This window comes from Anaerobacillus sp. MEB173 (assembly GCF_052119505.1).
In the GTDB taxonomy this organism is placed as follows: domain Bacteria; phylum Bacillota; class Bacilli; order Bacillales; family JBJMAU01; genus JBJMAU01.
Genome location: NZ_JBJMAU010000009.1, coordinates 92,713 through 118,065, shown reverse-complemented (window position 1 = coordinate 118,065; position 25,353 = coordinate 92,713). Strand labels below are relative to the sequence as shown.

Here is a 25,353-nt window from a genome sequence, read left to right as displayed (position 1 = left end):
TCAGGTACTGAAAGGTTGAGAGGTTAGAATGGGCTAGAAAAGAAAATGAATTTTCTTTTCTAGTCCATTCTAACCTCCCAAAAAACGAGCTAAAAATCAACATCAAATTTAACACAGCTTAAAAAATAAGGAATATTTAATATATACCACTCCAATCCCCTCTTTCACCATACATACTCCCATAAGAAAAAGCCATAATATGCTTTGAAATGTTATCAAAACATATTACGGCACTATATTCTACATATAGGTATTTTCTATTTCATTTTTCCTTTTTATCTTTCTCCTTCGCATTGTTTTCAGTAAAAATCCACCTTTAAATTTTCTAGGCTCATAAGAAATAATAAACGCATTTGGTTCATATTCCTCAATTAAGCTAAAAAGACCATCTTCTTGGTTTCTTTTTGTTAATATTTCAAGTTTAAACCTCTGACTATCACGCCCCTCCCCCTCATATACAGTAACACCATACCCTTCATTTCTTAGTAGATCTATTAGCAATTGATTTTTATTTGGCAAGTTTACTAATAATGATGTGTATCCAATCGCAAGTTTTTGTTCTATACTAATTCCTATCAAGATTCCGACACCAAACCCCAATGCATAAATGAACATTGCTATTAAATTTTGTTCCCCATTAAGGACTAAATATAGCCCTAATACATAAATAAGCGACTCTACAAAGCCCAATGAAGCTGCGTGATAATGCAATTGTTTTACGATAAATATAGTCCTTAATGTAAAACAAGGAACATATAAAAGCTGTAAAAGTAGGATTAGAAGAACGTCTTTCATCTCACCATCCCTAACAACGATATTTTTGCGATCATAACTTATTAACAGCTTATATTTATTACACTACTTTTTTGTTAAGATCCTTTTCCTTTTTTGATGTATGAATCGTATTCACATTGTCCTCTTTCAACCATTTTAAGAAAGACACGCTCATAATAATTAAAATAAAGACAACAGGAAATGATGTTATAATCGCTAACGTTTGGAGCGTACTTAATCCACCACCGTACAATAAAGATATGGCAACTGTAGCAAGTACTAGAGCCCAGAAGAAACGATGCCAACGTGCTGGTTCTTGATCGGGGTGTATTTCCTTAGAAGCTACAGAAGCTAAAGCAAATGCTGATGAATCAATTGTTGTTGCCAAGAAGATAAATCCAAGTATTAGGAAAACGATTAATACAAGTGTTCCAAGCGGAAGTGAAGACATAACAGCAACGATGGCTGCTGGTGCACCTGATTCATTTAATATATCCACAACAGGAACGATTTGATTTAACTCAAAGTAAAGACTTGTGTTTCCTAAAATTGCAAATGATGCCCAGCATCCTAACGTACCACCTATACACTGTGCTAAAATAACTTGCTTAATTGTTCTACCTTTTGAGATCTTCGCAACGAAAACCCCCATAAATGGTGCATAGGCTACCCACCATGCCCAATAGAAAATTGTCCAATCTTGAGGAAATCCTGACTGCCCAATCGAATCTGTGTATAAACTCATTCGAACAAAGTTTTGTAAAACGATACCAACACTTTCAGTAAACGTTGAAATAATAAAAACGGTAGGTCCAAAAACGACGACGAAAAGAGATAATGCTAAAAACAAGTACGTATTCACATTACTTAATCGCTTAATTCCTTTATTTAGCCCTAAGGTTACACTTGTTCCAAATAATGCAGTCCAACAAAGAACGATAATGATATCTAGCATTAATGTTCTCTCAAGGTTAAATAAGTGAGCGACGCCTTCTGCAATTAGTGGTGAACCTAAACCTAATGAAGTTCCAACTGCTCCTACTAAGCCGAACATAAAACATACGTCAATCATTTTTCCTACAATTCCATCCGCATGTTTTCCAATTACCCCACGGCAAGCATTACTAATCCGTAAAGACGACTGTTTTCTAACATGGAAAGCATATGCTAATGGCAACGCTGGTAAACAGTAGATTGCCCAAGCTGTAAAGCCCCAGTGAAACATTGGATAGACATTTGCCCAATCACCTGCCTCATTACTCATAGGATCCATACCAAATGGAGGTGCAATATAATTATAAGCCCATTCGATTGGCCCCCAATACATTAGCCCAATGCCTATACCTGCTGTAAATAACATTGCAAGATAACTCGGGAATGAATACTCTGGTTTATCTTCAGCTGAACCAAATTTAATCTTTCCATACTTTCCAAACGCGAGCCAACCTAATAAACCAAATACAATCACTGTCCCCCATAAGTATAACCATCCAAATTCCCCAGTAATAAAACTAAGTGCTGTTGAAAAAATGATCGTTGTCTTCTCTGGAGAAATCAGTATAGGTAAAGAAATCATAATTATCATCAATAGTCCAGTTCCAAATATGACCTTATCAATCTTAGGTTCCCTCATAAAAACACCCTTTCCATTATTAGAATATAATTAACAAAAAAGTAACAACCTTTTTTATATTTTTTGAAGCGCTTTCATTTTTTTGTTAGCTATTCGTTATGTTCCTATGATAGACAGGTCATTTACCAAAAAGGTAAACAGGTACCTCTTAAGATTAGACTGTGTAATTAAGCAATTACACAGTCTATTCAAGTCTATTTGATAGTTTATTCACTGACTGAAAAGCGAATTAAAGCGTCACAAGCCACTGCCCCTTTGCCTTCAGGTAATACGAGCAAAGGATTCACATCAAGTTCTAGGATTCTATCGGCATATTCCTCTGCAAATCTAGCAATACCTTTTATTATTTCGATAACATAATTAATATCTCCTTTAGGACGACCTCTAAATCCATTTAATAATTGAAATCCTTTTAATGAAGATAAGGCATTACGTATTTCATTTTCGTTTGTTGGCAGTAGTAACGTTGAGCTATCATTGAGGAAGTTAACAAATATTCCCCCGGTACCAATGACTAATGCTAATCCAAATTGTTCATCACGTTTTAATCCAATCACTAATTCTGCCACAGTTTCAGAAACCATTTCTTCAACTAAAAACTTTTTATTCGCTGAAGAAACATGGCGTGTTCTTGCGTTTATTTCTTCTATAGCATTTATAACACTTTCTTTATCTTGCAAGTTTAGTATTACAGCACCAGCTTCAGTTTTATGGGGAATTTCAGAGCTTACTGCCTTTACAACGAAAGGACCTGTCACTTCCTTTGTGATCTCCAATTCATCGGCTGAGGACAACAATTGCCCCTTTGGAAGAAGCAATCCAAATTGAGAGAGAATTTGTTTACTTTCCCATTCATCGACTATTTTGTCATTTCTAATTGGGTGGTTAAATTTAGCTTGAAGCAACCGTTCATGAATCTCTTCGATGTTACCGATCTGTTGAAGTGATTGGTAATAATTAATAACGTTATCAAGTGCAGCAAATGAATCTGATAACCCTTGTAATGGTGTAATTTTATTTTCAATTAATATTTCTCTAACTTCTCCTGGAATACCTTCGGAGAGAACCGATAACAGAATAATCGGTTTATCATAATTCCTTTTTGTATTTATTAAACTTGTAATTGATGCTTTCCAACCTTGTAAATCTCCTAATGTTGGCTGTAAGTAATCAAGGATTAGGATTGTTACATCAAAATTTCCCTCTACCATTGTTGAAAAACAACGCTCTAACTCCTGTTCATTCCCCCAAATCGATGTGTTATAATCTAATGGATTGGAAACATGAGCAAATTCAGGCATTTGTTGGCGCAAGGCATGAATTTGTTCATGACTTAGTTTTGGTAATACAAATTTCTTTTTATCTGCTAGATCTGCTGCAAGTGTCGAGTCTCCTCCAGAACATGTTAAAACCCCTAAGTTTCTTCCATTGATTTTCCCTGTAACTGAAAATAGTTTCAATGTTTCTAGAAACGTCGACATTGAGTCTGTTCTACAAATATTCAAGCGAGTAAACAGCGTTTGATAAAGTTCATCCGATCCAGCAAGGGAGCTTGTATGACTTAACGTTAATTCACTACCTATACTAGACGTTCCTGTTTTTAAGGCAACGATTGGAATTTGTTTTTTTAATGCTTTTTTGGCTACTTTACTAAATTTTTCAATATCATCTAACCCTTCAATATGAAGACCAATCGCAGTAATACGAGAATCTTCTAATAATGCATCAACATAATCTTCCATTTTTAGTACCGCTTGATTTCCTACACTAATAACATAGGCCAAAGGCACTGAACGGTCAGACAACGTGAAGTTTAAACTTATATTTCCACTTTGACTTATGACCGCAATTCCCTTTTCGGCTGGTTTACCACCAAATCGATCTGGCCATAATATTACTCGATCTAAGTAATTGATCATGCCATAACAATTCGGACCAATTAGGGCCATATTTCCAGCAGCATCAACAAGTTTTTCTTGTAAATCATGTGCACCAATTTCAGCAAAGCCTGCAGCGTAACAAACACAGCCTGCAGTGCCCAAAGTATTTAACTGCTGTACAATTTCAATTGTTTTCTCACCACGAACTGAAACAAATGCTACATCAGGAACATTAGGTAAGTCTTGAATCGAGGGATAGCAAGTATATCCCTCGATTTGACTTTCTGTTGGATGTACAACAAATATGTCTCCTGAAAAACCGATCAAATGATTATTACGAATTGCTTGTGAAACAATTCCTTTATTACCGATGAAAACAATGGATTGAGGTGAAAACAGTCGGCTAATATTTTCTATTTTATTATTTTCAATCACGTACATCCAAATTGCACCTCACTTCGAATTTAGTAGATATAAAGATCTAATCCACGTTTTTTAATTTGATTCCCGGTAATAACACGTTGAATTTCAGAGGTACCTTCCCAAATACGATCAACACGTGTATCACGCCACAATCTTTCAACAGGATTTTCCCTCATATAACCACGTCCACCTAATATTTGAACCGCTTTATCACAAACTCTACCAACCATTTCAGAACAATAGAGTTTAGCTGCAGAGGCACGAGCATGGTTAATTTTTCGATCTGATTTATTTGAAACATCCCAACATAGTCGATATAACATGCTTTTAGCCGCCATAATCTCTAATGCCATATCTGCTAACATAAATTCAATTGCTTGATGGTCTCGGATACTCTTACCAAATTGCACACGTTCAGAAGCAAATGCATTGGCTGTTTCTAGTGCACGTGTAGCCCCTCCAACGCATCTAGCAGCAATTCCTAACCGTGCTTCAACAAACCAGTCTTTTGTTAAATCAAAACCTTCTCCAATTTGGCCGAGAATTTTTGTTTCATCGACCACAACATCTTCAAATACAAATTCCGGGTGTTCATACACAAAATGATGAGTAAATTTTGGGACTCTAGTCATTTTTACACCTGGTAGGTTTTTATCAACAAAGAACACAGTTGGTTTTTCGGGATCTCCATCAACAAGAGCATGAACAAGAATGTAATCAGCTACATCTCCAACCGTTACAAACCATTTCTCTCCATTAATGCGATAGCCTCCATCACACTTCTCGGCTATTGTCGTACAACGGTTTGGATCAGATCCTGCAAACTCTTCTGTAATCGCATATGCATCGCGTCGCTTTCCTTGGTTTGTTGGAATTACATACTCTTCTTTCTGTTGTTGAGTAGCAAACCGCAAAGGGTAGGCTGGCTGAAAGACAACATCCCAGATCGCATTTGTTACCTTTCCGAGTTCCTCATTTACAAGCATTTGTTCAAAAATCGTCAGCCCTTGACCACCATCTTCTTTCGTATGATTAATTGCATTCAATTCCCAATCAATAACTGCTTGATTTAGTTTTTGAAGTACTTCAGGTGAAAGTCCGTCATTTTCTTCACATTCAAGTTCATAAGGCATAAGGATTGTTTCGGCAAATTGTCTTGCCTTTTCTTGTAGTTCCTGATGCTCTCTAGATAATGTATCTTTAAAAGTACTCATTTTTTATTCCTCCTCATTTTAAGAAAGCATTTTTTAAATTTGGCTTTGTGCTCCTATCAAGTGTTCTCCTCCATCAATCTCTAGCGTCGTTCCTGTAATAAAGTCCCCAGCGGGCGATAATAAATAGCTAATCGCTGTCGCAACTTCATTAGGTGTTCCCATTCTTTTAATAGGTAAAGAACGGATTGTTTTATCTAAATTTTCTGAATTATAATTCTCCAAACCCCCTGTTTCTATCGTTCCAGGAGCAATAGCATTTACATTTATGTTATATGGTCCCCACTCATATGCGAGCGTTTTTGTCATATTGACAACCCCTGCTCTTGCCGCACTTGCATGAACCATTCCGGGTATACCAGATTTGAGACAAAGTACAATATTAATCATTTTTCCTGCTCTATTTTCTTCTATTAAATGTCTAGCAAAGATTGAGCTCATATGCCAAGTCCCTTGTAGGTTAAGATCAACAACAGAACGAAATCCATTAGCTGAAACATCGAGGGCTGGAGCGGCAAATTGACCTCCTGCATTATTGACTAAAAAGTCAACCCCTCCCAATTTTTCAAAAGCTGTTTTAAATAAGGAAATAACCTCATGTTCTTCCCTGATATTGACTGGGTAATAATAGGCCTCTATATTTTTTTCCTTTAGTTTAAAAGCTGCTCTCTCTAACCGTTCAACATCTCGTGCTGACAAGATAACACGAGCACCTAGCTTCCCTAGCTCCTCAGCAATGGCAAAACCGATTCCTGACCCTCCGCCTGAAATGAGAACACATTTCCCTTTAAAAATATTTGGTGCAAATACTGAAAGATCACTCATTTCAACACTCCTTTTATCTTTTATTCTTATTTCCCACTCCACATCGGCTGCCGTCTCTCAACAAAAGCTTGTTGACCTTCAATGGCATCTTGAGATTGTAGAACCTCAAGATATTCCTTAATTTCACCACTTCGCATCAACTTATATCCTTCCTCAACATCAAGGTGTTCTGTAGAAGCGAGAATTTTTTTCATTGCTCTAATTGCTAAAGGTGCTGAGTCGGTAATTCTCATAGCCAACACTCGCGCTTGCTCCATTACATCTGATCTTGGTACAACTTGATTCACTAAACCAAAGTGACGAGCTTCATGTGCCCCTAATCTACGACCAGTAAAAAGCATTTCCCGGGCTATTGAACTAGGTAACCTCTTCGGGAGACGTAGCACACCACCTGAGTCCGGAATAATGCCTAAAGAGACTTCTGGAAGAAAGAACTCGGCATGTTCACTCGCTACAATTAGATCACAAGCAAGTGCCAGCTCAAAGCCACCTCCAACCGCCATTCCATTAACCGCAGCAATAACTGGCTTATCAAGGTCAAATAGTTCAGTTAAACCAGCAAATCCTCCCGGTCCGTGGTCTGCATCGACCTGTTCTCCAGCTTTTAGATCCCATCCTGCTGAAAAAAACTTTTCCCCACTTCCTGTAATTATTGCTACTCTCAAGGTAGGATCATCACGAAATGAGAGAAATGCTTCGGCCAACTTCTTACTTGTATGTGTATCAATAGCATTGGCTTTTGGTCTATTTAACGTAATTTCCATTATCATGCCGTTCTTTTTTATTCCTAATAAATCATCCATGTCATCCCCTGCCTTTTTTTGTAATGATCATGCTTATTAAAAAATTAGATACATAGTTTAAGATATTGATTGATGTAAGCGATATATATTGTCACAATTTTTCCTCCAAACCCAACATCACCTCTCACTACCATTGATACTCTTTTATTTTTGCAAGTCTTATGCCAATTTTAAAAATAGTAATAATATTGGAGTTCGCTATTTTTACTCTCTTATAAACACAAAAAATGAGTCGTAAGCAACTCAAGTGAGTTGTTTACGACTCATTAATACAGAATTAGTACCTTTATTGATTATGTCCAATATTAATAACAATATTTGCGAATTAACTTAGATGCCCTTGTTTGACTAATCCTCAAATCACTTGCTACCTTCCTGGTACTTTGATATTTTTTATACGAATTAATTATTAAATTTCTTTCAAATTCTTCTATCGCCGAATCTAGAGAATCTAGCACACTTAAGGTAGTTACTTTTTCAATGTTTTGCGTAGCTTGTAATATATTTTCCGGAAGATCAGAACATTCGATAATTGATTCACTTGTTACCACTAAACGTTCAATAACATTTTCTAGTTGTCGAACATTACCTGGCCAAGAATAGCTCGTAATTACATCGAGTGCTTCTTGAGAAATGGTTATGCTTGTTTCATATTTTTTATTAAATTTATTTAGAAAAGAATAAGTTAAAGGTGTGATGTCCTCAGTTCTTTCTCTTAGAGAAGGAATTTTCAAATCTATTACATTTAAACGATAATATAAATCCTCCCTAAATAGTTTTTGTTCGACCATTTCAAATAAATTACGATTAGTAGCAGCAATAAAGCGAATATCGACTTCTTTCATTACCCTTCCCCCTACAGGCAAAAACTTCTTATCCTGGATCACTTGTAGAAGTTTCGCTTGCATTTTTGGAGAAATTTCCCCTATCTCATCTAAAAAGAATGTTCCGTTATTTACAGACTCTAGCAGCCCTTTTTTCCCTCCACGATTTGCCCCAGTAAATGAGCCATCCGCATAACCAAATAATTCTGATTCCAATAATTCTTCTGGAATAGCTGCACAATTAATCCCTAAAAAGGGACCATTTTTACGCTGACTAACGTTATGAATATAATTAGCAACAACACTTTTTCCAGTACCAGACTCACCTTGTATTAAAATAGTTGTATTAACCCTTGCAATTTTCTCACAGAACTTAAACAAATGTTTCATTTTTTCATTTTTAGTTATTAAATTCTTATCAAATAATCGATCCTCTAATCGTTCTTTTTCTTCTAGTTTTGTTGGTATATAAAGTTTTTTATAGTTTGGTTCATGGGCTGTGATGACAATTAATTCAATTTCATTTTCATTATTTAATATTGGGATTGCAGTTGTTATTAATTCTCCGTTTATATAAGTACTTTGCTTGATTGTTACAGGCTTTTTCTCTTTAAATACGAATGGGATAATTGACGGAGTCCAATAATTTTTAGAGACAAAGTCATCATTATAATTACCAATCACTTCATTTGGTTTTAAGCCATAATGACGTTCACAAACTTTATTTACGTAGACTATACGAGTATCTTTATCCATAACATAGATCTCATCTGATGAATGATCAAGAATGTTTAGCAAGACCTCGGCACTAATTTCTATTCCCTTTGCATTTTTCGTATCCAAAAATATCGTCACCTCGTTTCTAGATTATGGTTTAAATATCAGTAATGAAAAATGAGTAGCTATGTATGATTTTAAAATCATATTTTGAGTTAATTATATCTATATTTCATCTTTTAAAAAAGGAAAACATTCAGTATGTTCACAATATTTAGAACAATACAAATACAGAATGCCTGATAAACAACATGAAGGATTTTGAGTTATTAGGTATTAGGTAAATTAAGTTAAACATTTTATTTAGAAAGGAAAGGACATAGCCCCATTGTAAAAACCTTAATAGACCCGTACTGAGATCATTTGTCTCAGTACGGGTCTTACCTTACATATAATGGTTAATTCATTGTGGGAGAGGGGGTACCATCATACATTATATATAAAATCCCTACTTTACTAACATATGATTCCCCCCAGCAATTCCAGGACTTGTCATTTCTTTAATATCCAAAATATAATTTAATTCTTCTTCAGATAGAATTCCATACTCCAAGCATATTTCACGGACTGATTGACCAGACCTTAATGCTTGTTTTGCTATTCTTGTAGCTACTTCATATCCAACATGAGGATTAATTGCTGTAATAATACCAATGCTTTGATCGACTAATTGAGAACAACGCTCTGTATTGGCGGTAATCCCCTTAATTGCATATTTACCAAATACATCAATTCCATTTTTTAAAATAGAAAGAGATTGTAATAAATTAAAAACCAAAACCGGTTCCATAACGTTTAATTCTAACTGCCCTGCTTCTGATGCTAAACTAATGGTATGGTCATTGCCAATCACTTGAAATGAGATTTGATTAATGACTTCGCACATTACTGGATTTACCTTTCCAGGCATAATCGAAGATCCAGGTTGTCTCGGCGGTAAATTGATTTCTTTAAACCCTGTTTTTGGGCCGGAACTCATTAATCGCAAGTCATTGGCGATTTTTGATAGATTGATTGCTAGTATTTTTAAAGAACTTGACAACTCTGTATAAGCGTCTGTGTTTTGTGTTGCATCGACTAAATCGTCCGCAGTACGAAAGGAGAATCCAGTAATTTCTGATAAATGTACAACAACCTGTTCAATATATTCTTGTTTTGCGTTTAAACCTGTTCCGACAGCTGTTGCTCCTAAATTAATTTCATACAATCGATCGACTGAACTTTTTATTCGTTGTAAATCTCTAGTCAATACACGCCGATATGCACCAAATTCTTGCCCTAAGCGAATTGGTACAGCATCCTGTAAATGAGTGCGTCCCATTTTTACAATATCATCAAATTCTTTTTCTTTACTTTCAAACTCAATAATTAAGTAATCTAGCATTACTGTTAACTCATTTGTGAGATAAATGCACGCAATATGTATGGCGGTTGGAAAAGCGTCATTTGTCGATTGTGCCATATTTACGTGTGTATTTGGACTAACGATGTGATAGTCACCTTTGTTCCCACCGAGTAATTCAATTGCTCGATTAGCAATTACTTCATTTGTGTTCATATTAAGTGAAGTCCCAGCACCACCTTGAATGGAGTCAACAATGAAGGAATCGTCGAGCATCCCCGTGATCACATCATCACATGCTTTCAAGATTGCCTCTGTAATATTATTCGATAATTCACCTACTTCATGGTTTGTAATTGCAGCCGCTTTCTTAACATAACCAAAAGCACGAATTAATTGTTGATGGGGAGGGTAGCCTGTTATCGGAAAATTATCTTTAGCCCTCATTGTTTGTATACCGTAATAGGCTTCTTTCGGTACCTCTTTTTCCCCTAATAAATCCCGTTCAGTCCGGTATTCAGACATTTAATTTCACCTTCTAATTTATATACTTAAGTAGTTATTTCCAGAAAACAAATTTATTCTGTACAAGATCTAAGCAAGTACTTAATATATAACCGACAACACCAATTAGTAACACCATTGCTAATACGGTTTCTTGTACAAGTGATGAGGAAAGATAAACGAGTAAGTAGCCCATACCTTCTGTAGAACTAATCATTTCTGTTAAGATTGCAATAATTAATGCTAACGGTACAGCCATTCTCAATCCTGTAAAAATAGCCGGAGTTGTAGCCGGTAACAATACTTTCCAAAACATATTACGATCATTAGCACCCATGTTTTGTGAAGCCCAAATAAATAAGTGATTTACGCGTAATGCCCCATAATACGTACTAATGATAATTGGAAACAAACATTCTAACGTAATTAATAATATTTTCGAACCTGAACCAATTCCAAGAATAAACACTAAAATGGGATACAGCGCAACCCTCGGAATTGGATAACCGATAGATAGCATTGGTTGCAACAATGTATTTAATAAATTATAGCGGCTCATCATTAAACCTAGTGGAACTCCAATTACTGCGGCAAGCGCAAAACCAATAATGACCCTATACATCGTTACAGATAAATTATCCCAAAACATACTTGAAGTCGCGATTTCAATAGAAACCCCTAATACGGAAATTATAGAAGGAAATAATCTTTCAGGAAAAACACCTAAGAAAGCAATGATTTCCCATAGTATAAATAGTATAAAAATAGACTGATATTTTATTAATTTCCCTAATATTTTTTTAATCATGTCTTCACCTCGTTACTATTGGAGCTTAGTTTAAAAGTTGATACTTGTAAAACTATGCCCGTTTTATATCCCACCATAATACTTTGCTACGAACTTTTAATAAAATCCGATCAAATATGAAACCTAATATACCGATAAATGCAACGGCAGCAAACATGATATCAGTTCTCCCAACTAAATCGGCATTTAATATTAAAAATCCTAGACCAGATCCATTGGACGCACCAATAATTTCAGATGAAAACATCATGACAAACGTTAATCCTAAAGAAACTCTCAAACCATCGAATATTTTGGGCAATGTACCTGGGAAAACTACTTTAAATAGGAGTTGCAGCTTCGTTGCACCCATATTTTCTGCTGCCCATAAATGAACTTGTTTAATCGAACGAACCCCGTCTCTTGTTGCTACAAATGCAGGGAAAAATGCTGTTAAAAAGATGATTAATATTCGAGTAGTATCTGTCATACCAAACCAAACCATTAAAATTGGCAAAAGTGCAACCTTAGGAATTGGATTTAACGCATTGATGATTGGATCAAAAAAATCACCAAGTTTATTAAAATAACCTGCTAAGATACCAAATCCTACACCAACAATTACAACGACAACAAACCCGAGTAAAGAACGATAAAGACTTGCTCCCATATGAGCAAAAATCTCACCACTACTGACTAATTCCCACATCGCTGATAATATAATAGATGGACTAGAAAGGTATGATGGGATCCACTGAACAAAAGCCAAACCTTCCCAAATCAGCATCAACACAACAATTTCAATCGCAGCGATTTTTTTGAAATTCTTATCCATTGACTACCTCCGGAGAACTAACATCTGTTTTATGATGTTCTTCATGGAGAAGATCCCAAATGTAATTGCGGTAATCTCTAAATTCACTCGATTTATACAAGCTTAATTCACGGGGTCTTTCAAACTTAATATCAATAATTTCTGTAATCGTAGCTGGTCTACCAGAGAAGACAACAACTTGGTCACTTAAAAAGACAGCTTCTTCAATATCATGTGTAACAAATAGTACACTTTTTTGCGAATCGCTCCAAATGCGCTGTAGTTCTACTTGCATTTCCTCTCTAGTTTGAGCATCTAATGCCCCAAATGGCTCATCCATTAACAATACATCTGGATTAAACGCTAGTACTCTAGCTAACGATACCCTTTGTCTCATTCCACCCGATAATTGCGAAGGTAGATGATCCCTAAAATCCCATAAACGTACTAACTTTAAGTATTTCTCTACAATTTCATTTCGTTTACTTTTTGCCATACCTTGAACATCTAATCCCCATGCCACATTATCAAATACATTTTTCCAAGGGAAAAGTGCAGACTCTTGAAACATCATTCCGCGGTCTGGACCTGGCTTTTCTACTTCATTTCCCCTTATTCTCACGGTTCCTGACGTTTTTTGAATAAAGCCACCTACAATGTGTAAAAATGTACTTTTCCCACAGCCACTAGGACCTACAATACTGACAAATTTTCCTTCTGGTATTTCCAAACTAATATCTTTAATAGCGAGTACTTCTTCTTTACTAGAAGTGTAAACTTTTCTTAGACTTTCAATTCTCATTGCAGGAATTTTGTTTATCATTGCAGTATTCCTCCTTGAAAAAATTTCCATTTTTTATTTATTTTATGAGGGAGTTATTACATCCTCCCTCATCAATCACCGATTACTGTGCTGGTAATAAAGAAGTATCAAGCAATTCGTTTAATTCAAATGGAGCATCCAACCAACCATCATTCACCATAATTTCTTGAACTGCCTCCCAACCTTCAATATCTAAATAAACAGATCGATTATTATCCTCCATGCTTAGATAGATTGCAGGATCCGCTTGAACTTTCCCTGCATCAATAATCATTTGTCTAGCTTCTTCACCGTTTTCTACATAATAATCTACTACAGCTTTATAGTCGGCTAAAAAATCTCTAACTGCATTTTCATTTTCTGTGATAAATGTTGGATCAAAGAAAATAACTAAAAAGTCCTCATCTAAAGGAATTCCAGTTTTTGAAGTGAATATTGTTTTAAATTCACCACTAGCTTCTGCTTCCGCGAAGAATGGCTGCGGGAACATTCCTACATCAATTCTTTTCGATTTAACAGCTTCCGTCATTGCTGGAATTGGTGTAATCGCAAATTTCACATCTTTATCAGGGTCTAAACCTGCACTTCTTAGTGCACTTCTTGTCCAAAGATCAGCTGGTGCTCGAAAGTCAGAGATTCCTATCGTTTTACCTTTAAGATCTTCAATACTTTCAATTTCTGATTCTTCTAATGCCATAAACGATGTATTAAAGCCTACATCTGGTGTATCTTTTGACATAACTGTTACAACTTTCAAATCAATACCTTGTGCGTGTGCTAGCATTGAAGCTCCTTGTCCAAGAGAACCAGCATCAAGCTGTCCTGCTTGATAAGCATTAAGTCTGTCTGCATTTGCTCTGAATTGAGAAATATTTAATGTATAACTTTTCCCTTTGTTTGGAGCTAAATCTTCACCTGCAATATCAAGTAACCACAGTGTTTCTTCAGTAGCATATCCTCCACCAAACCGTATTTCTACTGGCTCCGTATTTTGTGAGATTTCTGTACTTCCACCTTCGCTTTCCGACCCGGAACTTTGAGAAGTATCAGTTGAGTTACTCGTTTGACTACATGCAATTAACATTGTAACTATAAACGAAATAATTAAACTAAATAGTAACTTTTTTTTCATCATCATCATCCCCCATATTTTCAAGTTAAAATTAAAATCATTGTTAGCTAAATCTAGTAGTCCATTTGCTTTACCATTCTTTTACTATTTCAATTATTAGATACTCTCACTCCTTTCTAACATCGTTTCAAAGATAAAACATAAATCGTATTTGTAAAATCATCTAGCAAATATGATTATGATGAGTAACGTTCTGAATTCAATTCTATCTTCAGATTCTTCCGTAATAATAAAATACTTTCTTTTTTACAGTTACATAGACTGTTTTTAAAACCTTAAATTTCCACAATGCTTAATGTTTTATATATAAAACCATGTTTTGTACTATATGCATAGTGTATATAATACAAAAATAAAAGTCAATAAATATTCTAAAAATTTTAATTATTTAAAATAGTAGTAAATACTTAATATAAAGTTTAATAAAGTAGATTCTAAAATTATTAAATTTCACCACAAAAAAGAAGCGACATATCCGTCGCTTCTTTTGTCTCTCAAACCATGCATTTTCCATTTAATCTTGTAGATAAAGACATTACCTATAAGTCAGCTGCAAGTACATTTAATGCTGCTTCTGCACATAATATATCTTGCTCACCTGTTCCGCCAGATACACCTATACCACCGACTAAATCATTTTCTATATAAATTGGTATACCTCCACCGAAAATAGTCATTCGATCCGTATGAACAATCCCATGCAATAAAGGGGGTTTGTCTTTTATTTTCGAGTACCATTCTGAAGTTGGTATCCCAAATCCTGCTGCTGTATAAGCTTTATCCTGTGCAATTTGAACAGGAATTAAATTAGCACCGTCCATTTTTAGAAAGCCACTTAAATTCCCACCATCGTTAACAATCGCTACACTTACCTTTATTCCTAATTCTTCAGCTTTCTCTATAGCTGCATCAAGCATTTTCCTTATTACATTATGAGTAAGAATATACTTCATGCTTTTTTCCATCATTACCACTCCTAAAAAAAAGAATTATCCAGATTGTATATCAAATGGCTATTATTGCAAAAAGCCCTGGTTGACTTATATTGGTCAAATCAAGGGCTGAGGGTTCTATTCAATTTCAATTATTAATTTAGCTTTTAACTGTAGAACTCATATAACCTGAAAGTTTTTCGGAAGTGTCCAATAGCTTAGGAAGTGCAATTTTCTCTATGAATTCTTCATTAAATTTCATTTCTGGTACTACTATATTGATTGCAGCCATAACATTGCCGCTACGGTCAAAGATTGGCACTGCTACCGATTGTATTCCATGATGAAATTCCCCTTTAGAATATGAATAGCCATTTTTACGGATTTGTTCTAATTCTTGCTGTAATTCAAGTAAATCAGTTTGGGTTCTTTCCGTATACGACTTCAATTCAGACCCGAATACAATTTGATTTAATTTTTCTTTCGGAAGATAGGCTAGTAATAGTTTACCGTTTGCAGTTGCATGCGCTGGTAACCTAAGCCCAATATTCACATTAACGGCTGACACCCCTCTAATTGGTGCGCTACCGATATAAACAACTTCATGACCATCCAATATAGATAAATGACAAGATGCTCCTGTTTCATCTCTTAAACATTCCAAATAATGCTGAGCAATTTCTGGAAGCTTCAGGCTACTCAAAAATGCAAAACCTAATTCTAAAACTTTTGGCGTTAAATTATACCTTTTTGTACTTTCATCTTGATAAAGATAACCAAGTGACTGTAAGGTATACAATAGTCTGTAAGGAACTGTTCTGTTTACACCAAGCTCCTTAGCAATTTCTGCTAAAGATAATGTTGGTTTATCATCATTAAATAATTTTAAAATTTGTAATCCTCTTACTAATGAATTAGCACTATATTGTTCTTTCTCGTTTTTCGACAATTTTCATCACCTCCTCATTCTTCAATATTATTAAATGAAACTCCATTAATATGATTACCTCATCTCAATGAATAAAATGTTATTGGCTGAACTCTTTATATCCTATAGATTTACATTATACAAGTATATTACCGTACATTGGAACACACTTCCCCGTTAACCAGTAGAAAATCCAATATAGCTTTATTAAAGCTTTCTGGATCCTCCTGATAACACAAATGTCCTGTATTTGGAATGATGGCAAAATTGGATTCGCGTATATTTTCATGAAAAATTTCAGACTCGCTAATAGGAGTTACTTTATCGAATTCACCACAAATAATAAGTGTAGGAACATTTATCATAGGTAAAATATCCATATTATTTAAGTTATAAAGCGAAAAAGCTACAGAACGATACCCCATCGGTCTTACCTGCGACATAATTCTTTCAGCTTCTTTTTTTACTTTTGGATCTGGATTTGGGGCAAGTAAATTTGTTACCCTTTGTTTAGCTATATCAACAGGTTCTAATGTATCTATACTATGTAGCCGCATTTGTAACTTTTTTTCATTCTCTTCCTTCGTTACACCTGCAGAACCTCTTGTTGCATCTGCAATAATTAAAGATTCGACCATCTCAGGATAACGATGACAAAAATCAATCGCAATCGCTGAACCCATAGAGTGCCCCAATACATTCACAGAGTTGTAATTTAACCGCTCAATAAATCCTTTTAAAACATCTGTGAATTGACTAAAAGTTTTATATTCCTCTTTAGGGTCAGAACTTTTTCCATACCCGGGAGCATCCCAAGCAATGACCGTAAATTTATCTTTTAAACCTTCTAATTGCTTTCTCCAAGACTGAGAGTTATTTCCCAAACCGTGAAGTATCACTAACGGTTTACCTTCGCCTTCAATTTCATAATGAATCTGGAGATCTTCAACCTGTATAAATGGCATATGTTATCCTCCTCACCCTTATTTATCAATAAAAGCTTATTGATTACAACAATAAGGTGTTTTTCAAAAAAGTATGGTTATAGAATCGTTGCCCTTTATATCAGTCATTTTAATATTATATATCATTTTGACTTTTTTCGAAAATTTTAATTTTGCAATTATACAAAAATTTCCCCTGTAAAATTATGTTAGGAAGGATTTTTTCCTATTAATCTTCAAATCTTTCAAGTAATTCAATAATCACTTTAAACGTAGCTCTTGTATCCATATAAGCATATCTTCCTTTACCATTGTAAAAGTTACCTGTTTGAATGACTGGATATCCCATATCCTCTAACAATTTGACTTTTTTATCCATATCTTTTACAACAAATGAGATATGATGGATTCCTTCACCCAATGTCTCTAAATGTTCTTTCCAAGTACTTGGAGAATCACCTGGTTCAATTAATTCTAGTTGAATTAAAGGGGTATTAAAAAACATATATTTTGACTTACCTTCAGTTGGATGTCCTTTATAAACAACCTTTGTAACCTCACTTGCCCCAGATTCGATCACAGATGGTTTTTCCATTCCAAGTAATTTACAGTAGGCCTCTGCAGCAGCGTCAAGGTCCTTTACAACGATAGCAAGCTGCTCCACTTTATTTGTCCCTAAAAGCGGCAGTATACTGTCATCCACCGGTTTTTCCCACTCTGTTTGTCTTGGCTCTGCACTTTCAAGCAGTTCCATTAATATTTTATGATCATCAAGTGTATCTACATATACGTACCGGCCGTCACTAGAGGTAAATTCACCCGTTTGTAATACTGGGTATCCATTTTCTTCTAAAGAAGGTAGCCTTTTTTGGATAGAATCCACATCAAAAGCAATATGATGAATTCCTTCACCTACTGTATCTAAAAATTCTCGCATTGTTCCTGGATTTTGATCCGGTTCTATGAGTTCAAATTGGACAGTCGGTGTGTTTAAAAAGGCAAGTTTAGATTGTGAATTGGTTGGTTCTCCTCTAAAAAACACCTTCGAAACAGAATGACCGCCAGTCAGAAAAGGTTCAACTTTCTTAATGCCTAATAAACTTGTAAAGGCTTCATTGGCACATTCAATATCGTTTACGACAATTGCAATTTGGTTAATAGTTCTATTTCCTACTAATGGTTCAGTCATATCTATCAACCTTCCTTCTAATTTTTTAACCAAGGCCGCGCACCGACAAACCACCATCGCTGGAAATGACTTCACCTGTAATAGCACGTGCTTCATCAGAGGCCAAAAGTACATATGCAGCAACGTGATCTTCAGGCAATTGTGCAATCTGAAGCGGATTACGTTTTTTAATGCTGCTTGCTTTCGTCTCATTATCAACGATTTTAACAAATGGACGCAGCGGTGGTATCACAGAAAGCGCTGTCAGTGTGCCCCCCGGTGCTACTGCATTTACCCTGATATGTGGCGCAAGCTCGAACGCCAGCTGGCGCATTAATCCAATTTGGGCATGCTTGCTCGCTGTATACCAAACACCGCCTCCATCTGGATAGAAACTTGCACCTGACACTGAAAATATAATATTACCATTTGTTTTTTGCAGTTCTTCAAGAGCTGCCTTTACTCCAAAGAAAGATCCTTTCACGTTAATATTGAGAAGGAAATCATAAGCTTCTGAAAGCGCATCAGGAGTCACATCGGCAAATTTGGCAAATCCATCGAATACGCCAGCATTCGCTATGAAAACATCTAATTTGCCGAACTGCTCCACAGTAGCTTGTACAGCTCGTTCGTTATCTTCATAAATGCTTACATCTCCCTGACAAGTGAGAATAGATTCACCAAACTCTTTTTTCATTTTTGCTAACGTTTCTTGAGAACGACCAATAATACTTACTTTTGCTCCTTCTTGTATAAAACGGCGCGTTACTGCTTCTCCTATTCCGGAGGCACCGCCTGTAATCAATACTACTTTATCTTTTAAGACCATTGCCATAATCCTCAACCTCCCTTGTTATACATCACGAACTGTTTTCATACGAAAATGGCTAGATTTCGTGTATTAATTGTCGTTTGATCAACTATGAAAACTCGCTTTGCCAACTTCCATTGTCCATCTTCATAAATGAACTCATCACGACGCTCACCAGAGATTAAATCATGATGAATATCTGTACTTCGACTACGGTAAATAAGTAAATAACTGTTTACAACCGCTTTTTCTTTTGGAATAAACTCCTCTAAACAAACATTACTAACAAAGCGCCTTGTACGTGATGGTGGAAGTTCAGCCCAAGCATAGTTTGTTTTTAGCCGATCAACACGTATCTTTAATAACTCTATGTCATCATCAAAAGCAAACATATCAGTTGAATAATCTGGCCGTTCGATGCCTTCTTTATTAATACGAACAGGCATTTGATATTTTAGGTTTGGATGCATCAGATTAAACCAAGCGTCAAAATCGATATCATCAAGCAGCTTCGCTTCTTGATACAGCCATTGTTCAAATTCATATGATGCAGTCATCCTTTCTAAAGACATCATAACTCCCCCAATACTAAAGATTAATTTTGTCGAATATTCCATATTCAAAACAGGTGATAAACTATTGTATAAGTCTTGTTAACCTTTCATTAAATCTAGCCAGTACCGATAAAAGTTTCTTTGATTAGCTTCTGTAAATTTATCATCGTATACAATACCTGGACCAGCAAAGTCAGTGACAGGTTTTCGATGTAATCCCATTGTATAATTATAAGTAAGTTCTTTCATCACCGGCATGTGTCCGGTCGCTGCCTGAGTAATATCCGTAAAAACCTCTGTATCATCTTGCTCAAAGATTCCAGAAGGACTGAATGTTAAAATAAATGATTCTCTCGAACGCTTCTTCCATTCTTCAGGTGCATTTTTTTCAACTAAAAACCATGCAATCACTTCCATTTTACCGTTATCAATCGGTTTCCAGAGACGTATCGATGTATTAGAGATTAGCTGATCTTTAATTTTCGTATGTGAAATTAGGAATGATAAGTTCGGGAAGATATTACCAATCATATTTTTAAGATTTGCTAATACCTCATACTGCTCGTTGGATAAATTAGATTTATATTCAGATTTTAAATCCTCAGGAAAGGCAAAATCAGGATTAGGCATACCAAGATTTAAACCATGTCCATTCTTCGTATGAATTTGATACCCCATTTTTGAATAGGTTGCACTAGGTACCATTCCCAACTTGGCAATAGATCCATGTGTAACCATTGTGTGATAAGAATCACCTACAAAATTGTCAGCACCAATTTTCCAGTTCGAATGGAGAATAAATCTTTGCGGCGGTCCCACAACTTCCATATCTGCACGACCAACTAAAATATCTAGATACCATTTAAAATCACCTAAGAAATAAGTCAATGGTTCAGCTTCTTCATTCCATGTACCAAATAAAAGTCCCTTATACGACTCTATTCTAACTTCGATCAATCCTAATTTAGATTTATCCAACGTGTCACCGTAAATATCTTTTTGTAAAGGTACACCGATAAGGTCACCATTGTTTTTGAAATTGAAACCATGATAAGAACAAACGAATGAAGCATTGTTTCCTTTATCTGCACGACATAATTTCATCCCACGGTGTGTACACATGTTATAAAAAGCTTTAATTTCATTATCTGCGGTCCTTGAAATAATTACTGAATATCCAGCTACATCTCTTAACATATAATCATTTTTGTTTGGAATTTCAGACTCATGACCGATAAAAACCCATGTTTTCATAAAGACATTTTTATGTTCTAATTCGTATATTGATGGATCGGCCAAAATATAAGCAGGAATTGAGCCTTCTTCAGGTAAAACGGTTTCATTTAAATAGTCAACCTTTTCATTGTCAGTCATTTTATCTAAATTCTTTTTCGTTTTGATCATTCGTAAACTCCTCCTTAGCTATAAATGAAATAGTTGACAAAGGAGCAGGAGGATACTCTAGAATAAATCTTTGAAATCCCCTACTACTTTTATATGGAGCTCCCTATAGCTCTATCCAACTTTAATAATAGCATCTTTATTTTTCAAAGCGGTTAATACACTAAGTGCAGCCAAATAACTAGTTTTAGGGTTACTTGGCATCGGGTCATTTTCTACTTGAACTGAAAGCTTTCCAAATGAACCTGTTGCTTCTATTATATGGCTATTTTTTTTCACAGCTGGATCAGATATAATTTTTACACCTGTTCTCTCTGTTCCTAAGCCCGCTAATGATAAGATAATCGATACATTAATATTTTTAGGAAACAACTCAATAGCTTTGCTCGCTGAACCTTCATATAATATATGTTCTTTATCGAGAGGAGCACCAGGTAATGCATTGGGCGGCTTCCTTGTTATTATTGTCACAGAAGTAAGTTCACCAATGGACTGTGCTGCTTTTAGAACATCTAGTCCCCCGATTGCTCCAGATGGCAAATGAACTTTTGTTCCGTTTGATTGACAAATTCCTTCTAACTTTTTATAAAAATTGTGATCTGACATTGCTCCTACACTGCTTAGAACTAAGTCTTTTCCATTTTCTAAAATAGTAGATGCATAGTCTTTAACAGCTTGAACTGTTGCTGCTTCCACTATAACATCCACATCAGATTGAAACATTGTTTCGGGGTTTACGTAATATTTTGTATTAAATTCTTCTGCAAGCTTTTTGCCCTTTATTTCATTTGGTGTATATACACCAATTATTTTTGCATCTGGAATTAACTCCCTAATATTAATACTATGAAGAAGGAATTTTCCGATATTTCCGGCACCGATCAATCCAATTTTCATTAAAACTCCCCCTACTTAGTTTCCTAAACCGTACGAATCTGCGTATAATTCTAAACCACAATGTCTTGTTTCCCGCGAAAGTCCACTTTCTTTATGACCAGGAAAATCAAGGTGAAGATCTTGGAATACTGTATGGTTATTATGAAAAACCGCTCCTGCTTCTAACAGATCTGCTAATTGAATCGCCACTGATTCATCTTCAGTCCAAACGGATGCTCTAAGTCCAAATTCACTATCATTAGCTAGTTTGATCGCTTCCTTAGTATCCGCAAAAGTTAAAATAGGAATTACCGGTCCAAATTGTTCACTCCGAACAATCTCACTTTCTTGAGTAGCTCCAGTAACGATTGTTGGCAATATATAATAGCCATCATCCCAAGAATCTGGATCTAATTGGATACCACCTGTTATAACAGTAGCTCCTGCTTTTTCTGCACGATCAATTAATCCTTTCACATACTCAAACTGAGATTTATTATTTAATGGTCCCATTTCAACATCAGGTTGAATACCATTCCCTACTTTCACACGTTGAAATTCTTTTGTTAATTTTTCAACTAGCTCATCATATTTTGACTCGTGAACATAGATTCTTTTGATTGCTGAACATACTTGGCCTGCAGCACGCAGAACACCGAAACGAAGCTTTTTAATCATTTCCGTATCTAGATTTGCACCTGGAAGAATAATTGCCGCATCATTTCCTCCAAGTTCCATATATAAATTTTTAACTGTTCCAGAAGCAGCTCTCATAATATCCTTACCAGTTTCCGTACTACCGACAAAAGAAATAGTACGAACTCTTGGATCTGAGCATAAAACATCTCCAACAACACTTCCTGAACCTGTTACGATATTAATAACTCCATCTGGAAAATAAGAAGCTACAACTTTTAAGAAAGTCATAATCGTTAATGGACAGTTTGTCGCTGGTTTTACCACAACTGTGTTTCCTGTCAAAATAGCCGGTATAACCCGTTTAAATGTTAAAATCATTGGAGAGTTCCATGGTGAAATTACAGCTGTTACCCCTCGAGAACGCTTTCTTATTTGTACTTTTTGGTTACCATGTAATGGTTCGGGCTTCCACCATTCTAATAATTCATCGGCCGTTTCGATCATCACATCTACACACCGAAGTAAATCTTTTTTAGCTTCAACTAATACTTTCCCATTTTCTCTTACTAATAATGTTACATTCTCTTCAACAAGTGATTTAATCTCTTTAGCTGCGGATTTCATTCGGTCCACACGATCATTTAATTCACTTCTTGACCAGCTTTCATAAGCTGTTGCAGCTACTTCAATTGCTTTATTTACTTCTTCTTTTGTACATAAAGCTACTTCTCCTACAACTTCATTTATGTCTGCAGGGTTTATGACTTTTGCTGTTTTATTAGATTGAATCCATTTTCCGCCAATTAAATATTTACCTGAAACAAATGGTTGTGTCACTATCATTTTATTCCTCCTCTACAACTTCTTTGGTTTGAAAGCATCTGCTGCACCTGGAGGTCCACCAAATGGTTTTGCCATTGGTCCTACTGATTCCATATCAACAACAATCATTGTTGGCTTCTCGTTTTCAATTGCTTTCTCAAGCTCAGCAGTAAATTCGTCAGGTGAGCCGATTCTTGATGCCTCAAAACCCATCGATTTTGCTAATAATACAAAGTCAGGACTCAATAAATCTACTGCTACTTGCCGTCCATAAGCCGCGTCTTGAATATTTCGTAAGACACCATATCCCGCATCATCAAACAGAACAACAATGAGTGGTAAGTTTTCCTGAGCGGCAACAGCCATTTCTCCTACATTAACCATAAATCCACCGTCACCTGCCATTAGTACAACCTGTTGATCTTTACAGGCTATCTGTGCACCGATGGCAGTCGGTAAACCTTGGCCAATCCCTCCGCCAGATGCATGGATTGAAGTCCGTGGTTCGTATATTTCAAATAATCGACTTCCCCACACATTAGCCTGTACTGTTACATCACGAACTAAAATTGAATTTCGGGGTAACACTTTTTGCATTCCATCCAATATTTGTTCATAAGGTCCAAGGGTTTCCCTTAACTGTGTTCGTAGTTTTTCTCTTACCGTTTTTACCTCTTCTATATACTCTTTGTCAGGTGTAATTGACATATCTGATATGTCATGTATTATCTTTGTTAAAATCTCTTTTGCATCTCCTACTAGTCCATAAGTAGATTCATAATTACGATTCATAGCCAACCAATCAGCATCAATAGAAATATGTTCGTTTGGTACTGATACCTTCCAGTTAGATGTCTCATTTCCTCTAAATCTAACGCCAATACTTATTAGAAGGTCGGAGTTTTTTAATAAATCTTTTGTTAATTCATAAGCAGCAAAATGACCAATACATTGCGGATGATCTTCAGGAATACTCCCCTTACCTGATTGACTTGTGATTACAGCTGCCCCAATCATTTCCGCTAATTCCTGTACTTCTTTGGATGCACCTGCGGTAATCACACCACCACCAGCCCAAATCACTGGACGACGGGAATTACTTATTTTTATTAATGCTTCTTCTGGTAGATATGGAATTGAATGATTTATTGTCGTACTTCTAACTTCTTGAATAGGATTATTAGGTATAATTGCAGATTGAAAATCAATCGGAATTTCAAGTGTAACTGGTCCTGATGGAGCAGCAAAAGCATCTTGAATTGCATTTCTAACAACAGCAGATGTTTGCTCTGGTTTTCTTAAACGAATTGCCTTTTTAGAGGAACCCTCCATCATTGACAATTGATCTTTCATTTCATGAATATATCCTCTTCCTGTTCCTAAATAGTTTGAAGCTACTTCACCTGTAAGATGTAGAATAGGAGTCCCAGCAGCCCAAGCTTCAACTAATGAGCCAGCAGCATTTCCAGCGCCTGTACCCGTACTTGTAATTACGACTCCTAATTTACCAGTGGCACGGGCATATCCATCGGCCATATTAACCGCTCCACTTTCACCCCTGGAGCAAACCAAGTGAATACTTCCTTCTCGAAGAATAGCATCATAAATCGGCATATTGTGGATACTAACAATGCCAAAGGCGACCTCTACACCTGCACGAACTAATTCTTGTACTATAGCATCTGCTGTGGTAAATTCAATTTGTTCAAGTTGATTCATCACTAAT

Annotated in this window: 22 protein-coding genes; all 22 read right to left on the bottom strand. The window is 35.7% G+C overall.

All coding sequences use genetic code 11. From position 1 onward, the window contains the following. Positions 1 to 240: 240 nt before the first annotated feature. Positions 241 to 795 (bottom strand): DUF2179 domain-containing protein, encoded by a 555-nt coding sequence (locus tag ACJ2A9_RS16890; protein WP_441422854.1) that lies wholly within the window; start codon positions 793 to 795, stop codon positions 241 to 243. Between the two features lie 58 nt (positions 796 to 853). Then, the gene (locus ACJ2A9_RS16885) at positions 854 to 2,407 is read right to left on the bottom strand and encodes a BCCT family transporter (RefSeq protein WP_441422853.1); all 1,554 of its coding nucleotides are present in this window, start codon (positions 2,405 to 2,407) and stop codon (positions 854 to 856) included. A 206-nt stretch (positions 2,408 to 2,613) separates the two neighbouring features. Beyond that, positions 2,614 to 4,728 carry an acetate--CoA ligase family protein gene (locus ACJ2A9_RS16880; protein WP_441422852.1) on the bottom strand — a complete coding sequence of 705 codons (2,115 nt, stop codon included), beginning with the start codon at positions 4,726 to 4,728 and terminating at the stop codon, positions 2,614 to 2,616. A 23-nt stretch (positions 4,729 to 4,751) separates the two neighbouring features. Beyond that, positions 4,752 to 5,924, bottom strand: a complete 1,173-nt coding sequence (locus ACJ2A9_RS16875) for an acyl-CoA dehydrogenase family protein (protein ID WP_441422851.1) — start codon at positions 5,922 to 5,924, stop codon at positions 4,752 to 4,754. A 33-nt stretch (positions 5,925 to 5,957) separates the two neighbouring features. Next, positions 5,958 to 6,746 (bottom strand): SDR family oxidoreductase, encoded by a 789-nt coding sequence (locus tag ACJ2A9_RS16870; RefSeq protein WP_441422850.1) that lies wholly within the window; start codon positions 6,744 to 6,746, stop codon positions 5,958 to 5,960. A gap of 26 nt (positions 6,747 to 6,772) precedes the next feature. Further along, entirely contained in the window at positions 6,773 to 7,549 is a 777-nt protein-coding gene (locus ACJ2A9_RS16865) for an enoyl-CoA hydratase-related protein (RefSeq protein WP_441422849.1), read from the bottom strand. Between the two features lie 305 nt (positions 7,550 to 7,854). Continuing rightward, positions 7,855 to 9,222, bottom strand: coding sequence for a sigma-54 interaction domain-containing protein (locus ACJ2A9_RS16860; protein WP_441422878.1), 1,368 nt, complete (start codon positions 9,220 to 9,222; stop codon positions 7,855 to 7,857). A 376-nt stretch (positions 9,223 to 9,598) separates the two neighbouring features. Further along, positions 9,599 to 11,017, bottom strand: a complete 1,419-nt coding sequence (gene aspA / locus ACJ2A9_RS16855) for an aspartate ammonia-lyase (RefSeq protein WP_441422848.1) — start codon at positions 11,015 to 11,017, stop codon at positions 9,599 to 9,601. 34 nt (positions 11,018 to 11,051) lie between these two features. Then, positions 11,052 to 11,804, bottom strand: coding sequence for an ABC transporter permease (locus ACJ2A9_RS16850; protein WP_441422847.1), 753 nt, complete (start codon positions 11,802 to 11,804; stop codon positions 11,052 to 11,054). 52 nt (positions 11,805 to 11,856) lie between these two features. After that, positions 11,857 to 12,618 (bottom strand): ABC transporter permease, encoded by a 762-nt coding sequence (locus tag ACJ2A9_RS16845; RefSeq protein ID WP_441422846.1) that lies wholly within the window; start codon positions 12,616 to 12,618, stop codon positions 11,857 to 11,859. After that, complete coding sequence (locus tag ACJ2A9_RS16840; RefSeq protein ID WP_441422845.1) at positions 12,611 to 13,420, bottom strand: ABC transporter ATP-binding protein; 810 nt, start codon at positions 13,418 to 13,420, stop codon at positions 12,611 to 12,613. The genes ACJ2A9_RS16845 and ACJ2A9_RS16840 overlap by 8 nt, the downstream gene beginning before the upstream one ends. Before the next feature lie 82 nt (positions 13,421 to 13,502). Next, entirely contained in the window at positions 13,503 to 14,552 is a 1,050-nt protein-coding gene (locus ACJ2A9_RS16835; protein WP_441422844.1) for an ABC transporter substrate-binding protein, read from the bottom strand. A 539-nt stretch (positions 14,553 to 15,091) separates the two neighbouring features. Further along, entirely contained in the window at positions 15,092 to 15,517 is a 426-nt protein-coding gene (locus tag ACJ2A9_RS16830; RefSeq protein ID WP_441422843.1) for a GlcG/HbpS family heme-binding protein, read from the bottom strand. A 127-nt stretch (positions 15,518 to 15,644) separates the two neighbouring features. Next, entirely contained in the window at positions 15,645 to 16,433 is a 789-nt protein-coding gene (locus ACJ2A9_RS16825; protein WP_441422842.1) for an IclR family transcriptional regulator, read from the bottom strand. A 128-nt stretch (positions 16,434 to 16,561) separates the two neighbouring features. Continuing rightward, positions 16,562 to 17,377: an alpha/beta fold hydrolase gene (locus tag ACJ2A9_RS16820; RefSeq protein WP_441422841.1), complete on the bottom strand. Its 816-nt coding sequence runs from the start codon at positions 17,375 to 17,377 to the stop codon at positions 16,562 to 16,564. Between the two features lie 208 nt (positions 17,378 to 17,585). Continuing rightward, positions 17,586 to 18,545, bottom strand: a complete 960-nt coding sequence (locus ACJ2A9_RS16815) for a VOC family protein (RefSeq protein WP_441422840.1) — start codon at positions 18,543 to 18,545, stop codon at positions 17,586 to 17,588. A 25-nt stretch (positions 18,546 to 18,570) separates the two neighbouring features. After that, positions 18,571 to 19,359: an SDR family NAD(P)-dependent oxidoreductase gene (locus ACJ2A9_RS16810; RefSeq protein WP_441422839.1), complete on the bottom strand. Its 789-nt coding sequence runs from the start codon at positions 19,357 to 19,359 to the stop codon at positions 18,571 to 18,573. A 38-nt stretch (positions 19,360 to 19,397) separates the two neighbouring features. Next, positions 19,398 to 19,907, bottom strand: a complete 510-nt coding sequence (locus ACJ2A9_RS16805) for an aromatic-ring-hydroxylating dioxygenase subunit beta (RefSeq protein WP_441422838.1) — start codon at positions 19,905 to 19,907, stop codon at positions 19,398 to 19,400. A gap of 81 nt (positions 19,908 to 19,988) precedes the next feature. Further along, entirely contained in the window at positions 19,989 to 21,293 is a 1,305-nt protein-coding gene (locus tag ACJ2A9_RS16800; protein WP_441422837.1) for an aromatic ring-hydroxylating dioxygenase subunit alpha, read from the bottom strand. A gap of 111 nt (positions 21,294 to 21,404) precedes the next feature. Continuing rightward, positions 21,405 to 22,187: an aspartate dehydrogenase gene (nadX, locus tag ACJ2A9_RS16795; RefSeq protein ID WP_441422836.1), complete on the bottom strand. Its 783-nt coding sequence runs from the start codon at positions 22,185 to 22,187 to the stop codon at positions 21,405 to 21,407. 15 nt (positions 22,188 to 22,202) lie between these two features. Continuing rightward, entirely contained in the window at positions 22,203 to 23,648 is a 1,446-nt protein-coding gene (locus ACJ2A9_RS16790) for an aldehyde dehydrogenase family protein (RefSeq protein WP_441422835.1), read from the bottom strand. A 12-nt stretch (positions 23,649 to 23,660) separates the two neighbouring features. Then, complete coding sequence (locus ACJ2A9_RS16785; protein ID WP_441422834.1) at positions 23,661 to 25,346, bottom strand: thiamine pyrophosphate-binding protein; 1,686 nt, start codon at positions 25,344 to 25,346, stop codon at positions 23,661 to 23,663. Positions 25,347 to 25,353: the final 7 nt, after the last annotated feature.

Bases quoted from the DNA above. Each gene is read 5' to 3' on its own strand.
- ACJ2A9_RS16890 (WP_441422854.1), bottom strand. From the start codon at position 795: ATGAAAGACGTTCTTCTAATCCTACTTTTACAGCTTTTATATGTTCCT.
- ACJ2A9_RS16790 (WP_441422835.1), bottom strand. From the start codon at position 23,648: ATGATAGTGACACAACCATTTGTTTCAGGTAAATATTTAATTGGCGGA.
- ACJ2A9_RS16840 (WP_441422845.1), bottom strand. From the start codon at position 13,420: ATGATAAACAAAATTCCTGCAATGAGAATTGAAAGTCTAAGAAAAGTT.
- ACJ2A9_RS16870 (WP_441422850.1), bottom strand. From the start codon at position 6,746: ATGAGTGATCTTTCAGTATTTGCACCAAATATTTTTAAAGGGAAATGT.
- ACJ2A9_RS16810 (WP_441422839.1), bottom strand. From the start codon at position 19,359: ATGGCAATGGTCTTAAAAGATAAAGTAGTATTGATTACAGGCGGTGCC.
- ACJ2A9_RS16785 (WP_441422834.1), bottom strand. From the start codon at position 25,346: ATGAATCAACTTGAACAAATTGAATTTACCACAGCAGATGCTATAGTA.
- ACJ2A9_RS16835 (WP_441422844.1), bottom strand. From the start codon at position 14,552: ATGAAAAAAAAGTTACTATTTAGTTTAATTATTTCGTTTATAGTTACA.
- ACJ2A9_RS16885 (WP_441422853.1), bottom strand. From the start codon at position 2,407: ATGAGGGAACCTAAGATTGATAAGGTCATATTTGGAACTGGACTATTG.
- ACJ2A9_RS16875 (WP_441422851.1), bottom strand. From the start codon at position 5,924: ATGAGTACTTTTAAAGATACATTATCTAGAGAGCATCAGGAACTACAA.
- ACJ2A9_RS16845 (WP_441422846.1), bottom strand. From the start codon at position 12,618: ATGGATAAGAATTTCAAAAAAATCGCTGCGATTGAAATTGTTGTGTTG.
- ACJ2A9_RS16830 (WP_441422843.1), bottom strand. From the start codon at position 15,517: ATGGAAAAAAGCATGAAGTATATTCTTACTCATAATGTAATAAGGAAA.
- nadX (WP_441422836.1), bottom strand. From the start codon at position 22,187: ATGAAAATTGGATTGATCGGTGCCGGAAATATCGGAAAATTCCTTCTT.
- ACJ2A9_RS16880 (WP_441422852.1), bottom strand. From the start codon at position 4,728: ATGTACGTGATTGAAAATAATAAAATAGAAAATATTAGCCGACTGTTT.
- ACJ2A9_RS16815 (WP_441422840.1), bottom strand. From the start codon at position 18,545: ATGACTGAACCATTAGTAGGAAATAGAACTATTAACCAAATTGCAATT.
- ACJ2A9_RS16820 (WP_441422841.1), bottom strand. From the start codon at position 17,377: ATGCCATTTATACAGGTTGAAGATCTCCAGATTCATTATGAAATTGAA.
- ACJ2A9_RS16850 (WP_441422847.1), bottom strand. From the start codon at position 11,804: ATGATTAAAAAAATATTAGGGAAATTAATAAAATATCAGTCTATTTTT.
- ACJ2A9_RS16800 (WP_441422837.1), bottom strand. From the start codon at position 21,293: ATGATCAAAACGAAAAAGAATTTAGATAAAATGACTGACAATGAAAAG.
- aspA (WP_441422848.1), bottom strand. From the start codon at position 11,017: ATGTCTGAATACCGGACTGAACGGGATTTATTAGGGGAAAAAGAGGTA.
- ACJ2A9_RS16865 (WP_441422849.1), bottom strand. From the start codon at position 7,549: ATGGATGATTTATTAGGAATAAAAAAGAACGGCATGATAATGGAAATT.
- ACJ2A9_RS16805 (WP_441422838.1), bottom strand. From the start codon at position 19,907: ATGTCTTTAGAAAGGATGACTGCATCATATGAATTTGAACAATGGCTG.